The sequence below is a fragment of the Bacteroides luti genome (assembly GCF_900128905.1).
In the GTDB taxonomy this organism is placed as follows: domain Bacteria; phylum Bacteroidota; class Bacteroidia; order Bacteroidales; family Bacteroidaceae; genus Bacteroides; species Bacteroides luti.
Map to the genome: position 1 here is coordinate 90,746 of NZ_FQTV01000014.1, position 16,329 is coordinate 107,074.

Consider the following 16,329-nt stretch of genomic DNA (forward strand, 5'->3'; position numbering starts at 1 on the left):
ATCATTTTTATTTAGAATTGAACATTAACACCAAGAACAACCTGTTTTGCTAATGGGAAAGAAATTGATCCGCCACGTTCTGGGTCATAATTATCTATACCACTAAAAGTAAAGAAGTTCTTTAATGAACCGAATACTTTAAATCTTTGAATACCCACTTTATTAACAACCTTAGCAGGTATGTTATAAGTTAAAGTAACATCTTTAATCTTAAGATAATCGGCCTTTTCATATTTCAAAGAAGTACCATAAGTAGAGTATATAGTACTAGCAGCACCCGGACTTGGGAATTTTGCATCGGTATTATTCAAAGTCCAATAGTCCAAATTACCCCAGTTTGCAGTCTCATAATTTAACTGAGAGTTCATATCATAAGAGATATAACCACCTAAGCGAGCATAAAGCAACACTGATAAAGAGAAATCTTTATAAGTAAAGGTGTTATTCATTCCAAACAAATGTTTAGGAGAGCGTTGGTATATACGTTTGTCGCTATCATCTAACTTGCCATCATCGTTTCTATCAATGAGCTTTATAGTTCCGGGAACGCCATAAGCTGATAAATAACCAATTGTTTCACTTGGATGACGTTGAGCCCATGCAGTCTTATACGCATCATATTCACCAACATTCCAGCAACCATTTGCTTCATAATCATAATAAATAAGAACCGGTTCTCCAACAATTTGTCCTGTCACGCCATTGATATTTCTTTCAATGCCTTCAGCAAGCTTAGTTACTTCGTCTTTTGATGTTGAATAAGACCAACTTACATCCCATGAAAAATCTTTAGATTTAACAATTAATGTATTCAAAGCCACTTCAAGTCCTTGCCCTTTTGTTTCTCCAATATTAGCCAAAACACTTGGATATACGGAAGATGCCGGAACACTCTTGTAATAAAGCAAGTCTTTAGTGTGACTAATATAATAGTCTACAGTTCCTGAAATTCGGTTATTGAAAAAGCCAAAATCAAGACCGATATCATATGATGAAGTTTTTTCCCATGTTAAATCTTTATTGCCCATTGTACTAGGAACTTTACCAGCAACATTTGATGCTCCTAAGTAATAATAAACATCATAATCACTTAATGAAGTAAGCGTACTATAAGGATCAACTGCAGCATTACCAGAAAGTCCCCATGAAGCACGTAACTTCAGGTTAGATAACCAATTCTTTGTACTTTCCATGAATGATTCGTCATAAACTCTCCATCCTGCAGCAACTGAAGGGAAGTATCCCCATTTATGTCCATCTGCCAGACAAGAAGAACCATCAGCACGAACAGAAGCTGTTAACAGATACTTTTCATCAAACTTATAATTAAATCTACCAAAGAATGACAACATAGCCTGTTTGGTATAAGTACTAGTAGTTTTTGAAGTCGTGATCTTTGATAAATCATAGAATGCACTTTTGTAATAATGCTCTTTGCCACAGTCACCATAAGTTGAGTTTACTTCATATACGCTTTGATTCATACTATGCCCTAACAGAGTTGTAAGATCATGTTTTGAACCTCCAAAGTTAGTATTATAGTTCAATGTATTTTCCCATGTAAAACCTGTCTTATTAGAAAAATCAGAAGATATATATCCTGTTCCCGGAGATTGATAACGAGCAACACTTTGATAATCCTGATATTGACCATCGCGAGTATTAGTACGATCTACTGCAAACATAGACTTCAATAACAAGCCTTTCATTGGAGTTGCCTCAATATATGCATTTCCAAAGAATCGGGAAGTTTCAATATCATGTTGATATACTCCTTCTGTCTCATCAAGTAAAGGATTGCAATGAGCCGAATAACGAGGGTTTGGCTGAGGAATAATTACTCCTTCCTTTGTATAAGCATGAGTTATAGTAGTCATTTTTAATGCTTGTGAGAATACACTTGACTGACGGGCATTGTGATCCTTATATGTATAAAGTAAACTAGTTCCTACTTTAAACAAGTTGCTAAGTCTATGATCAATATTTACCTTTACATTGTAACGATCAAGGTTATCTCTTTTCATCAATCCTTCTTCGTACATAGCTCCTAAAGACATATTGAAATTGGTTTTTTCATTACCCCCTGATACTGATGTTTCGTAGTTCTGAGTCAAGCCATTCTGAAGAATCAAATCTCCCCAATCAGTATAGGAACCATTCTGATAGATTTCATATTCTGTAAAATCTGCCAGACTTTCAGTCAAAACATCTTTTGCTGTCAGATTGCTTCCTCCCCAAGTACCGCCAACAGCCGAATCTTTCTGATAATTAGCTTTATCAATAAGGCGTTGTACTTCCTTTGTTCCATACATAACTTGCGGAACATTTGTTGGACTGTTGGAAGATACATAAGCATTGAAGTTTATCTGGGTTTTACCAGCCTTACCACGTTTAGTTGTTATAATTACAACACCATTAGCACCTTTTGTTCCATAAATAGCAGTAGAAGATGCATCTTTCAAGATCTCCATAGATTCAATATCCGACTGACTAATATCAAGTGTAGAACCATATTCTACTCCATCTACCAAGATTAGAGGACTATTTGTAGCTGAAATAGAACGGTTGCCACGAAGAGTCATTTTTACTCCGGAACCAGACTGTCCATCTGATTGTTGAATATCCAAACCTGGAACTTTTGCCTGCATAGCTTGAATAGCATTACTTGTAGACACCTTTGCTATTTCATCGGCCTTTACAGAAGAAACAGATCCGGTTAAGTCGCGTTTCTTTACTGTACCATAACCAATAACCACAACTTCATCAAGACTCTTGGCCTCATCAACCATTTGAACGTTTATTTTGGTCTGATTACCTACTACAATTGTTTGCGTTACAAGACCAATAAAAGAGAACTTCAGTTTTCCGTTTGCTGGAACAGAAAGTGAATATTTTCCGTCAATATCTGTAATTGTACCAGTTGACGTACCAACGATAGAAACATTTACTCCAATTAAGGGACTGTTACTTGAATCCGTAACAACACCTGAGACCAAATGGTTCTGTGCAAAAGAAGATAGGCAAAAGATACTCAATAAAAGAGATACAATTGCCATTCTGGCTAACGTTTTTCGACTCATAAGATTGTGCATTTTTATAGTTTTAAATTAAGGATAATATAAAGGTATTCAAAACACTTATTTTAAACAAAAATTTAAAACAGTTATTTTGAACAAATGTATCTTTTTACAAAGTAATATTATGTCGATATTTTGATATATTATGTAGATTTTTTGATATAAAAAAATCGGAGTAGACGCTATTTCGCATCCACTCCGATTTTCTAAATATTTAATTTTGCTATTTACTTACTGTAACTAGCCAATCATCATTTCTTTTAAATATATTTTCTGTAGTATATTCTGCAGCTTCTTTTTTCTTTAACTGTTTACTCCATGTTGCCCGACTTTGAGTAGAAGCACCTTCACCAGTATTCATATATTCAGCATAACGCACTGTTTTTTCATTTTCAGTATTGTTCCAGTTATGCCATCCTACAGAAAGAATATGTTTTCCTAATTCGCAATTCATAAAAATAGTAGCAGCATATGGTCTCCACGGACGACCCAAATACACTTTTGTAACTTCGGGAGCAGCGGTAAGTTTGCATTCTTTAAATACATAACCAAACTTTATATCTTTAGGTGTAGATGCAGCAGTAACATATGAGTTTCGTTTACTGTAAATAGTACATCGTTCAAATAATGCAGTCGATGGACCAAATATAAAATCGGTAGTTCCTTCTATATAACAATCGGCAAACAAAAGACGAGTTCCTTCTGCCCCGGTATATATAGTATCTTGATTTCCAAGGAATCGGCAATTAATAAACGCAAGTTTATCTCCTTCGGTATGAAGAGCAACAGCTTGTCCTAATTGTTCTGCATTATTTTCAATGGTCAGATTCTTGAAAGTAATATTATTACCTTCCACCTTTACTGTATAGGTACGAAATGTTCCCATCTTATTAATATTCGCATGATCGTCATAAGTAATAATTGTATTATTGGCATCTTCGCCGACAAAAACTACATTTTTAACCCAGGATGGAATAACTACTTTTTCTTTGTATACTCCTTTTTTTATATAAATTGTAACCGTATAATCCATAAAAGCGCGTACGCTTTCTATTGCTTCTTGAATATTCCTGTATTTACCACTCCCATCACGGGCTACAACTATTGTATCCTGCACCTGAGCGTGTGCTGCGGTACAAAAAACAGTCATTAAAATAAAAGTCTTAATTAGTTTCACAAACATGATTTTTCTTGTATTTTATTAAATTACTTATGAAGTCTTTCCCATTCAAGACTAGCCAGAATAAACGGACCTACAGCTTTAGGATCGTTAGAACGGATTTTTTCATTGATATAATATTCATAGTCTCCCGCACGATAAGGATTACCTCCCAATCCAGCAACAGCACAAGCTTTTGTTATTGAAATAACACCTTGCTTATCAACTTCAATAAAATCGCGGAGAATTCCTTTATATCCTTTTTCGGCAACTTGCAGATAAGATTTATCAATATATCCCATTCTTATAGCTTTGAACAATGTATATACAAACATAGTAGAACAAGAAGATTCCAGATAGTTTCCTTTATCTCCACTTCTATCTATTACCTGATACCAAAGTCCGGTTTTCTTATCCTGATATTTTTTTATCTGAGCTGCAACATTATTAAGTATGTTTAGCATTGAATCTCGACCAGCTTCGTGCTTTGGAATATAATCAAGAGCATCGACAAGAGCCATAGCATACCATCCCATAGCTCGTCCCCAACAATGAGCACTTTGACCGGTTTTCTTGTCTGCCCATTTCTGTTCACGGCTTTCATCCCATGCATGACGATAAAGACCTGTTGCAGGATCGTAAGTATGACGGGCAATTACAACAAACTGATTAATTATGTCAGCATAATCTTGTGGACGGTTATTGCGGAAAGCATATTCTGCATAAAAAGGAGATCCCATATAAATACCATCCAACCACATCTGATGAGGATAAACCTTCTTGTGCCAAAAACCACCTTCCGATGTACGAGGCTGGCTATCGAACTGTTTTCTTAAAAGATCAAGTGCTTTCTTGTACTTTTCATTTTTCGTTTGTTCATAGATACGAAAATAGAATTTACCGGTATTTATACGATCCAAACTAAGTTCATTTGGATTATATGTTTCAATGCTACCATCTTCATAAGTCATTGTATCAGCATAAGACAATGCATAGTTAAATAGTTTTTTATCACCATACATATCATACACATCTAGTATTGCTCCAAGTTCTAATCCATGACAATAGTCCCATTTTAGTTTTGGCTGAAAATCTAATTGCCAGGATTTCGGACAACGAATCATTTCAGATTCTGTCATACGTACAGACCAAGGTAATGTATTAGATACCTTTTCTTGAGCAAATAACTGTGAAGCACATAATAAAGCGCCTAAGAAAGCAGTCTTCAAATTTGTTTTAATCATCATTATAGATTTCTATAGTATTACATTGATAACAGACACAAAAATAGAAACTATGTACTATATATCTGTGTACTTTTTGGGTTAAATAGTGTATTTTTTAATTGCCCAATTATTAAAACGAGAACTTTTAAGCTATTCTGCGTGTTTTATATTTGAAAGTTAGTCATAGTCCTATTCTTTCTGCAGCTTAAACAAAATATTTTTTTTATTAAAAAGCTTTACTAACAACCATATAAATAAGATTATGGAAGAGTATAAAGTTCGTATCGTATTTATAGCTATGGGATTCATCCTATCGCTAATAATTGAAAGTATAATTCTACCAAAGATCATACTAATTTCAAGAAAAAAAAGCTTGTTCGACATTCCGGACGAAAGAAAACTACATGAAAATCCTGTTCCACGTTTAGGAGGTGTTTCTTTTTTACCCGTTCTTCTTCTAGTCATATTAATCGTACTTTATATTAAAGTAAATGTCTGGAACTTTCAATTAGAAACATTGGGCATTATTATGATGTTAGTTTGTGGCATGTTGATTTTATATATAACAGGTATAAAAGACGATTTATCAGGAGTTAGTTACCAAAAGAAATTCATCATGCAATTTATTGCTTCTGTCTTTTTGGTATCCAGTGGCACATATATAAATAATTTCTATGGCTTATTTGGAATATATGAGATTCCAATAGCTATTGGGATTCCTTTTACCATGCTATTATGTGTTTTTATAACTAATTCCATAAACCTGATTGATGGGATAGATGGCTTAGCTAGCGGAATAAGCGCATTAGCCTTAATTATTTATGGATATATGTTTTATATTAGCAAACAATGGAGTTTTTCTATTATCTGTTTTTCAATGCTTGGTATCTTGGTTGCATTCTTCTATTATAATGTATTTAGTAAGAACAAAATATTTATGGGAGATACAGGATCACTTTTACTTGGTTATTTATTATCTTTTCTTGGAATCAGATTAGCAATGAATATTCCTGAATTGTCTGACAGTTATCCTTCAAATTCAATTCTTGCAGCAGGTTCAGTTCTTTTTATTCCAATGTTTGATGCTATAAAAGTAATGTATACCAGACTATGCATTCATCGAAGTATGTTTTGTCCGGATAGAAGACATATACATCATAGATTAGTTGATATAGGTATTTCTCAACGAAGCGCAATGCTTATACTGGTTTCTGCAGCTATAATTATAGCTCTAACTAACTACTGGGGAGCAAAATATATAGACATAAATATTATATTTATGACAGATGTGATCACTATATATATTTGCAATAAAGCTATTTCTTATCAAAGATACAAAAAGAAATTACTAATAACTTCTCTTGTAAAATTCCCAAAAGAAGAATTTCAGGATCGTAAAAATGAAATCGAGTAAACACCTTTTTAAAGATTGTTTACTCGATAACAAATTTACTAATTATAAAAAATAATAACTTAATATTTAGGAAAGTAAATACAATTTATTTTCTTTATCCAATTTCATAATCAATTCACCAAAGGTTGAATTTAACCATGCGAACCAGCTTCTAGTATAGTTCTTAGGATCATTCTTATCGAAAGATTCATGCATAAAGCCAGTGTCAGCATCTGTATCACGCAACATTTTTATGCATGCTTTAATCTCATTATCATCCGAAGTAGTCATTGCTTTTATGATTATGCTTAATGGCCAAATCATGCTAAGACCTACATGTGAAACATGAGGGCCACCAATGCCTTCTCCTGCAGTACCTTTAAAGAAGTAAGGATTATCTTCACTCCATACAAATTTACGAGTATTCTGATAAATCTCATCATTTACTGATACGCAATCAAGATAGGGCAATGAAAGTAATCCTGGAACATTAGCATCATCCATTAACAAAACGCCACCAAAACCATCTATTTCATAAGCATATATCTTTCCATACTTTGGATGTTCAATTATAGCATATTTATTAATTGCAGCCATTACTTCATCAGCCAAAGCTTCACATTCATTCGCAAAAGCTGTATCATTTTTCACACTGCGCAATATTTCAGCTAATTGTTTTAATGACTTTACAGCAAAAAGATTAGAAGGTATCAGGAAGCCAAAGGTAGAAGCATCATCTGAAGGACGGAAAGTTGAAACTATAAGTCCGACAGGTTTCACCGGTGAACCATATCCATCATTGGATTGTGTATCTAATTGTTTCTCAGTTTTACGCTGAAACTTATATGGACCTAATCCATCTTTACGCTGCTGTTCTTTAAAAGTACGAACTACAGCATGCATTGCTTTTTCCCAAGTAGAATCAAAAACAGATGTATCACCAGTTTTCTTCCAGTAATTATAAGCCAGACGAATAGGGAAGCACAAAGAATCTATTTCCCATTTACGTTCATGAAGTTCTGGTTTCATATTTGTCAGATCGCTATCCCATTCGCTTCCAGTTGGTCCTTCATTGAATGCATTTGCATACGGATCAATCAAAATACATTGGTTTTGACGATTTATAAGTCCTTGAAACATTAGCTTCAATTGTGGATCTTTTTCTACTAACTGCAAATAAGGAAGTGTTTGTCCCACTGAATCACGCAACCACATAGCATGAATGTCGCCCGTATAAACAACTGTATCAGGTCTGTTGCCTATCATTTTAAAATGAACTGTAGTATCTAGTGTATTAGGATAACAATTCTCAAACATCCAGGCAAGTTTTGGATCTTTGATTTTCTTTTTTACCCGAACGATGGCTTCTTCAACAGCCTTAGAAGTAAATTGACGCTTTGCCAGTTCCGGACGTTGAGAAATATAATTCTTTTCAGCAAATATTCCGGATACAGCTTTTCCATAAGAATCAAGCGTTCCTCCAAGAGCCAGAGAAGCTAATCCCAGTCCTCCTTTTTTTAAAAAATCTCTACGTGAAGTCATAATATCTTTCTATTTAATTTTAGGTATAATTATCTCTTGTAATTCGACATTCCACCCAGCGACAGTAATTACCTGACGTGATTTGGAAGAAGTATTACATTCTATTTCAATCTTCTTCTCTCCACCAGGAACAATCGTGCAATAGTTATCGCTGTAAAATACTGGAAGAACTCTTTCACCGGTTTTCTTATCTATAACTGATACACGGTTAAAGAATGCAACCGGATTACTTGCCGGATTAGAAAGGGTTACTTCCACTTTGCCTGCCTTCAATGGTTTTACTGAAACCTTTAGTTTAGCTTTATTCATTCTAGACAGACCGCTGTATTTGCCTGTTCCATCGGCAAGCCAATAGATGTTTTCACTTAAAACCTGTTTACTTTCGTCCATCAATTGAAGACGGAGAAAACCACCTTTCTCCTTTGCAAGAGCATCAAGCTCTTTCTTTATGGAGAACAGTTTCTTGCTGCTGGAAGCATCAATAGAGGTTGATTGCTGAGTTATCTCACTGCTCTTTCCGTCCATATCAAACCACGTTGCTGTCAGCGTCAGGTTATCACATGCCTTGAAGCCGTTATTGACAAGCATCAATGTTCCGTCAACCGGACTGCACATGGCATGAAGCTTTTCACTTCCGTTTCTCAGACCGAACAGGCAGGCATTAGGATCTAGATAGTAATCGTACATCTGACCACGCATGGCTGTCCATGGATTCTGTGTCTTCCAGATTATTACACCGGTGTACCAGTTCCACATGTGTGAACTGAAACCTTCCATCAGGCCGCGGTACTGATCATAGTTTACCAGCTGGGCCTTCATGCAGAAATCTTTGATATCCGATGGGGTTCCGTAAGGTTCCAGGAAGCCTTCATAGCCTACTCCGGTATAGGTATGGTAAGTCCATACGGAATCGGCGGTTTCATTTGGCTTTTCATTCGGGTGATAAACAGGAAGCACCATGTTCTTTTCCGGAATGAAGCGTTTCAGTGATTCATAATCACCTACTCCCACTGAGCCGACTTCCGAGTTGAAAGGCCAGGTCCTGTGATTCCAAAACACACTCAGGGGTTGGATAGAGTATGGACCATCACCGTTTCCTCCAATGGTATTTAATGACATCCTCTCGGTATTGGAGAAATCAAAGAACATACGGGTACCATCAAGTTTGGTAATAATTGAATCGCGCAAAACAGTCAGGATATCATCAGGGGGAGCAATTTCATTTCCGCCACACCAGATTGCAAGTGACGGGTGGTTACGTACCATCTTAACCATATCGGCTGCACATTCCAGGAACAGGCTGTGGTTATCCGGATAGTTTCTGCGTATCCACTGATCTTCCTTTTTTAAAGGGTCAAGCCATCTTCCGTTGCAGTCGCCGGACATCCAGAAATCCTGGAACACAAGCATACCATAGCGGTCGCAGGCTTCATAGAACTCAGGACGTTCTACCAGCGCACCACCCCAGATACGGATCAGATTCAGATTCATATCACGGTGATAGCGGATTTCAGCATCGTAGCGTTCGGGGGTAAAACGAAGCATCGCATCCGAGATAATCCAGTTACCGCCTTTGATAAAGATCTTCTGACCATTGACATGTATTTCACGGCTGCTGGTAATCGGGTTCCACTGAGTCTGGATTTCTCTTACACCAAACTGAACACTTTCACTGTCTGAAATCCCTTTGTTATTTTCTTCAAAAGAGATTTCTGATTTATATAGATTCTGTTCGCCGTAACCGGAAGGCCACCAAAGGCGGGGATTCTGCATCTTGTAAACAGGTAAGGAAACTGTCTGCTTTGAATTAGGATCAAGGGTTACTTCTTTGGAGATTACGTTTCCTTCAACTGAAAACTTAACCACGCCCGACACGACATTATCCGAAGCATTTTCTACTTCCGTCGAAACTTTGATCAGGGCTTCGCTCTGTTTGCCTTCGGGGGTGCGTTTGCCGGGAACCTGAGTAATGATATGCGGATCACTTAAATTTACGCAACCTGTCTTTTCAATATATACTTTATCCCAGATTCCGGTATTACGGTCACGGATGGGGCGGATCCAGTCCCAGCCGGCTACATACTGGTGAGAGACTCCGCGTGCTATTGTTCCGTCGCCTCCCTGGCCTCCGTTGGGATTACCAACAGGATCGGGAGGAAAGACTATCACAGCAAGGCGGTTATCTCCTGTCTTTGATAACAGTTTAGTGATATTGAATGATTTGCGCAGATACATGCCTTCATACGGTTCCTTATTAACAAGTTTACCGTTGAGGTATATCCTGCAGCTATAGTTGATACCCCGGAATTTAAGCCATACCTGGTTTCCGTTTTCAGGTTGTTCTCCTTTAAAGTTCTTCACAAACCAGTAAGTATAGTAATCCCGGCCGGTTTTATAGATATCTGGTATCTGTTCGTTGTTCATACCATAGAAAGGATCCGGTATCTCTTTGTTGGCAAGCATCGTGGTGAGAACAGTGCCGGGAACAACGGCGTTGTTCCATCCCGACAAAGTATAGGATGGGCTTGAGATATCCTCTCCCGAGGCTTTTTCTTCTTTTATTGATCTGCACTTCCAATCGCTATTGAGTTCATAGCGGTTCTGGGCAAAAAGGCCCGTTGCACAGAGAAGAGAGAGAAAAGCGACTATCAGACTGTTTTTTTTCATCATATTTATGGTTCGGTTTTGTTCTGTTGCTGTTTTTTATAGTTGTCCGGCTCTTACATTTCGGAACGTGGACGGGCATCCTGAGATGTACCCCAGGAAGATGGTTTGCTGCCCATCTCAATAACCAAGGTGCCGCCCTTCATTATATCCTTGTACTGGATATAGGATTTCGGATAGTTCTTTCCGTTCAGGGTGATTTTCTGGATGTATTTATTCGCAGCACTGTTATTGAGTACATTCATGGTGAATGTTTTATTATTGCCAACATTGATGGTGGCATTGTTCACTACCGGGCTGCCGAATACAAAGCATCCGTTGGATGGATTTGCAGGATAGAATCCTAAGGCTGAGAAGACATACCAGGCTGACATCTGACCTACGTCTTCATTTCCGCAAAGGCCATCATATTTATCGGTGTAGAGTGTGTTCATTATTTCACGTACCTTATCGGCAGTTTTCCACGGTTGTCCCACATAGGCATACATATAGGTTATGTGGTGGCTGGGTTCGTTTCCATGTGCATATTGTCCAATCAGGCCACTGATATCTGGTGAAGCTTCAGAGCCTAGGTCGCCTTTAGCTACAAACAAAGAGTCCAGTTTCTTTGTAAAGGCTTTTTCGCTGCCATAGAGTTTTATCAGGCCTTCCACATCCTGAGGTACCAGCCAGGTATACTGCCAGGCATTACCTTCGGTATAGTCGTTCTGGCGGTGAATGGAGGTAAATGGATTGAACGGGGTTCTCCAGGTATTATCGTTTACACGACCTCTGGCAAAACCTGTCTGGGCATCGAAATAGTTTTTATAATATTTTCCGCGTTTATCGAAATAGTTATAATCTTCTGTAAAGCCTTCTTTACGGGCTACCTGCCCAAGGCTCCAGTCGGCAATGGCATATTCCATACCCATGGCTACTGATTCAACGGTACTGTCCGCTGGGATATAGCCGTATTTCTTTACGTATTTAAGTCCTCTGCCATCCTGCATCATGGTATTCTTCATGGCTTCATAAGCCAGTTTCTTATCGATGTTCAAGCCTTTGAGGTAAGCGTCTGCTACAACGGTTACTGCCGGACAGCCAACCATACAGTAGGTTTCATTACCCATCAGGTGCCATACGGGAAGTTCACCCTGTTGCTGGTAGATGGCAAGCATGGTATTGACAAAGTCACCGGCTCTCTCGGGTTGAAGGAGGGTGAACAGCGGATGTGCCGCACGGTAGGTATCCCACAATGAGAAAGTGGTATAATTAGTGAAAGAGGCATTGGTATGGATCTTCTTATCTGCACCGCGGTAGTCCTTATTGACATCACAGAAGGTAGAAGGAGCAATCATGGTATGATAAAGGGCGGTGTAGAAAGTACGCATACGGGCTGCATTATCTGCTTTTATCACTACCTTGCTCAGCTCTTTATTCCAGGCGGCATCGGCTTTGGCTACCGTTTGCTTAAAGTTCCAACCGGGTAGCTCGGATTGCATATTTAATTTCGCATTAGCTATACTTACCGGAGAGATGGCAACCTTGACAAGGATTGCTTCGTTAGCTTTGGTGCTGAAATTAGCTCTTGCGAAAATTCTACGACCTTTCAGTGAACGACCAGACTGCACAGCGGTAGTATCGGATACTATAAAACTTTTAAATGGTTTTGAAAAGCGAGCATAAAAATAAATACGCTGATCATTTGCCCATCCTTTAGAGAACCGATATCCGGAAATAGTACTATCATTCTCGGCCGTAATATATGTTTCCATCGGATTATCCCATCCAATACCACTTTCCAGGTTGATGATAATACCAGCTTCTTCAGTTTTTGGATAAACATATTTATGAAAACCTACACGATTTGTAGTAGTTAATTCTACACCAATATTATATCTGTTCAACAAAACAGAATAGTATCCTGGACGAGCGACTTCTTGTTTGTGAGAGAAAAGAGATAAATAACCACTTTCAGGCACTCCCGGTTTTCCTTTTGCCATTTTAACCTTTCCGGTTACAGGCATAAATAATATATCACCGAGATCTCCAATACCAGTTCCACTCAAATGAGTATGGGAGAATCCAATAATAGTTGAATCTGAATAATGATATCCGGAACACCAATCCCATCCTTGAGTCAGATTAGAAGGGCCCAACTGTACAGCTCCAAACGGCACATTAGCTCCCATAAACACATGACCATGATATCCTGTTCCAATATAAGGATCGACATACTGTGTAAGATTCTGCAAACGAGTACTTTTTTTCACTTGTTTTCCTATACAAGGCTGTATAAACGATGTAGCGAAAAAACAAACAAGCAGTCCTTTCATTGAACCTCTTAATAAACTTCTATTTCTCATATTATTTATATTTATTCTTTCTTATGTTTCGAAAAATCTTTCAATATATCCAACACATTATCTGATATATTACCAAAGAGTGAGACACCTTCAGCTCCGTTATCCAATGCATGTCTGATACCTTCTTTTAATTCTTCATCACTTTTAAAATCAGGAAGATACAAACCTGCATACAAAGGAAATCTACAGCATAATCCGGTAACTCCTTCTTTAACAGCATCGCCAATCCATGAAACATTTTCTTTATAAAAGGCATGATACACCATAGGGAAAACACCTGTCAGGTTCCAGTTAACCCAATCCTGTCTCACATTTCTTCTCGCTACTTCCGGAGTTGGAAAAACTGCAGCAGTTACTTTTTTACCATGTTTCTTAGCAATTTTAGCAACACTATTAACAATGTTTGTAATTGAATTATATCTGAACTTCCTCCAGGAGAGACTAGCTTCAGGATAATCTATGGAATCAAGTTCCTGGCCAGATTGCTCTTTAAACTTACTTTTACATGTTTCGCAATAACAATAATCATAGTCAGGCAACTCTTTGGTTTGCTCAATTTTATAGTTATTCCATAAGTTTACAGGGAGAATTATATCACAAAACCTGATATAATCCATATGTATTCCATCAACATAGTCTTTTTCAAGAATACTATTTACCTGATCAAGAATATGTTGTTGTACTTCTTCTTTTGAAGGACAAAGCCAACGATAATAACCAACGTACGGAGGTTTATCTGCACACGACTCTCCTTTTCTGTTTATAGCATACCACTCCGGATGCTGTTCAAGAAGAGCCTTATCTCCCTGGTTCATAGTCCACAACCAGCGATGTGTCTCCAGTTTCTGCGATTTAGCAGCACGGAAATGAATTTCGCTATCCTTTTCAAAAAGGATACCTCGGATTCCTGCTTCGTAATATTTTTTATATCTTTTTATAAGCTCTGCCTCATCCTCTCCATCTTTTGGATTTACCCACACCCAGTGTTTCCACTTATGTTTTTTCTTTTTTTCAGTTAGTTCTGCACCTTTCAAAACATCAGGAAATACACACATCGATAATCCGGCGAAGATGCTGGTTTTAATAAAATTTCGTCGACTTGTCATTTTCTGATTTGAATTAATCCTTCATCATTAATACTCCATGTATTGCTACCTGATGAACGGATAGTTGCATTAAACTGGTGAGCTGTTGCTTCCATTTCCAAAGAATTCTCAATATTATCCAGTTTAAAACTAACAGGAGTAATATTTAGTTCATCCAATGTAGATGCATATCTTTTATTTTTTTCCAGATATTCTTTCTGACGATAGTAAACTAACCAAAGATATTGTTTTTGTTTTTCAGCATAAGGCAACATAAAAGCCGGAAATTCATTTTCAGTCTGTTTCTTTGTAAATAACAAGTACCCCCATCGTTCTGGACAGTGCATATTAATCACACCTTGCGGTGACCACACCCAGTTATTTTCAGGCAAAACCTTTCCTTCAGCATTTGTTTTCTTCACATATTTACCTTTCTCAATCATGGTATCCCATTCTACTCTTGAAAAGTTAATGCGCCACAAAGTACCTTCCTTAGGAATATTCTTTCCGGAGCCAAGAGACAATGCACTGAAAGGGATGGCAAATTCAACACTCCACCCTTTATCTTTATCTTTTGAATTGTTTAATGTTCCATGAACTTTCACTGCCGAACGCATACCTGAAGCATCCCAGCCGATGAGTTCACGTGAATCATTGCGGTAAGGTTTTGAAAGGAATAAATCAAAGATTGTATTCAGGGCATTTACTTCAATTTCAAAATATTGGTGTGTATTATTATCTGGATCAATAAAAATCTCGAAATCATGATCATAATAAACAATTTCATCGTGATTGTGAAGATTAGCCCAAACATGTTCATCTTGCAGATATGCTGCAATATATAAATAGTTATCATCCCAAAGCATTTTAACCCTTGTCTGATAATAAGGACTAGACTTTGCATCACCTTCAATATCTCTAAAAAATTTACTCCATGGAACATTTTGCCATGCAGCATCTGTAATATTTCCATCAATTACAGGTTTTACAGGGGTATAGCCTATTACATAACTTTCTGGAGAATTAAACAAATTTTCAAGTCCCTGAAATGATGGTTGTGCTGAACATATTACTGATCCTAAAAACAGAAACAAGCAAAGTAATCCTTTAGCAAAAGAATAAAAAGTTGGTATCTTCATTATATATTATAAAAATTAAGTTTTAACACTCAATCACTAACTAAGTGAGGACAAATATAATAAATCCAGCTAAATTTTCGGTTTAAACAAAAAAACTTTTTTTAAATACAATGGGATTCATTAGTAAATGCTTTTAATTACTAAAAAGTATTTTTTATAGTTATTAGACTTCCTCATATAAAAATAGAGAATTTGCTATATATGCATTCCATTTTATATAATAAAAGAATAGTGAAGCAATTTTATCCAGACCTCAATAAATAAAAATTATAGGCCAGTTATTGTTCAATTATTCACCAATAATTTTCAAAAAGATAATTATATATCAATCACACCTCTAAGTTATGCTCTAAATTGAGCTAAGTCCATAAATCTGTAGGGGAATGTTTCAATAAAGAATGCTGGATTTGAAATAATGGAAGCGCATTAGATAACGGGACATTGATCAATGAATGAAAATTATTCCAGAATGGCTGAAAATCTCACGCCAGAGGTTGGATAAACTCCGACCGGACATTGCACAAACTCCGGTCGGACTTCAACTGAACTCCGACCGGAGTTTACCGATCTTTGATTTTTGCAGTTCTACAGAATAATATAAAGTTGTCGAGTAGGCCTGAGCATTCCAGCTCAAGCCTCTCACAGAACCGTGCGTGACAGTCTCCCGTCACACGGCTCTTCTTATTCAAACTATATGAG

Annotated in this window: 9 protein-coding genes; 1 reads left to right on the forward strand and 8 read right to left on the reverse strand. The window is 37.1% G+C overall.

Annotated features, from left to right (window positions below; all coding sequences use genetic code 11):
* Positions 1-11: 11 nt before the first annotated feature.
* The 3 genes from BUC21_RS12875 to BUC21_RS12885 all read right to left on the reverse strand — a co-directional run bounded on the left by BUC21_RS12875 (position 12) and on the right by BUC21_RS12885 (position 5,375).
* Positions 12-3,080, reverse strand: a complete 3,069-nt coding sequence (locus BUC21_RS12875; protein WP_245797114.1) for a SusC/RagA family TonB-linked outer membrane protein — start codon at positions 3,078-3,080, stop codon at positions 12-14.
* Positions 3,081-3,300: 220 nt separating this feature from the next.
* Complete coding sequence (locus tag BUC21_RS12880) at positions 3,301-4,227, reverse strand: pectinesterase family protein (RefSeq protein ID WP_139261440.1); 927 nt, start codon at positions 4,225-4,227, stop codon at positions 3,301-3,303.
* Positions 4,228-4,283: 56 nt separating this feature from the next.
* Positions 4,284-5,375 (reverse strand): glycoside hydrolase family 88/105 protein, encoded by a 1,092-nt coding sequence (locus BUC21_RS12885; protein ID WP_245797116.1) that lies wholly within the window; start codon positions 5,373-5,375, stop codon positions 4,284-4,286.
* Between the two features lie 349 nt (positions 5,376-5,724).
* Between BUC21_RS12885 and BUC21_RS12890 the strand changes: the two genes are divergently transcribed.
* Positions 5,725-6,876: an MraY family glycosyltransferase gene (locus BUC21_RS12890; protein ID WP_073403072.1), complete on the forward strand. Its 1,152-nt coding sequence runs from the start codon at positions 5,725-5,727 to the stop codon at positions 6,874-6,876.
* Positions 6,877-6,942: 66 nt separating this feature from the next.
* Here BUC21_RS12890 and BUC21_RS12895 read toward each other — a convergent pair whose 3' ends face one another.
* The 5 genes from BUC21_RS12895 to BUC21_RS12915 are packed head-to-tail and all read right to left on the reverse strand — an operon-like array spanning position 6,943 to position 15,630.
* On the reverse strand, positions 6,943-8,397 hold the full coding sequence (locus BUC21_RS12895; RefSeq protein WP_073403074.1) for a glycoside hydrolase family 125 protein: 1,455 nt from the start codon (positions 8,395-8,397) through the stop codon (positions 6,943-6,945).
* Between the two features lie 9 nt (positions 8,398-8,406).
* The gene (locus BUC21_RS12900; RefSeq protein ID WP_217653509.1) at positions 8,407-11,067 is read right to left on the reverse strand and encodes a glycoside hydrolase family 2 protein; all 2,661 of its coding nucleotides are present in this window, start codon (positions 11,065-11,067) and stop codon (positions 8,407-8,409) included.
* A gap of 50 nt (positions 11,068-11,117) precedes the next feature.
* A complete protein-coding gene (locus BUC21_RS12905) occupies positions 11,118-13,406 on the reverse strand; it encodes a GH92 family glycosyl hydrolase (RefSeq protein ID WP_073403076.1) in 2,289 nt (762 codons plus the stop codon).
* 11 nt (positions 13,407-13,417) lie between these two features.
* The gene (locus BUC21_RS12910) at positions 13,418-14,512 is read right to left on the reverse strand and encodes a family 10 glycosylhydrolase (protein ID WP_073403078.1); all 1,095 of its coding nucleotides are present in this window, start codon (positions 14,510-14,512) and stop codon (positions 13,418-13,420) included.
* Positions 14,509-15,630, reverse strand: coding sequence for a carbohydrate-binding family 9-like protein (locus BUC21_RS12915; protein ID WP_073403080.1), 1,122 nt, complete (start codon positions 15,628-15,630; stop codon positions 14,509-14,511). Before BUC21_RS12915 ends, BUC21_RS12910 begins: the two co-directional genes overlap by 4 nt.
* Positions 15,631-16,329 lie beyond the last annotated feature (699 nt).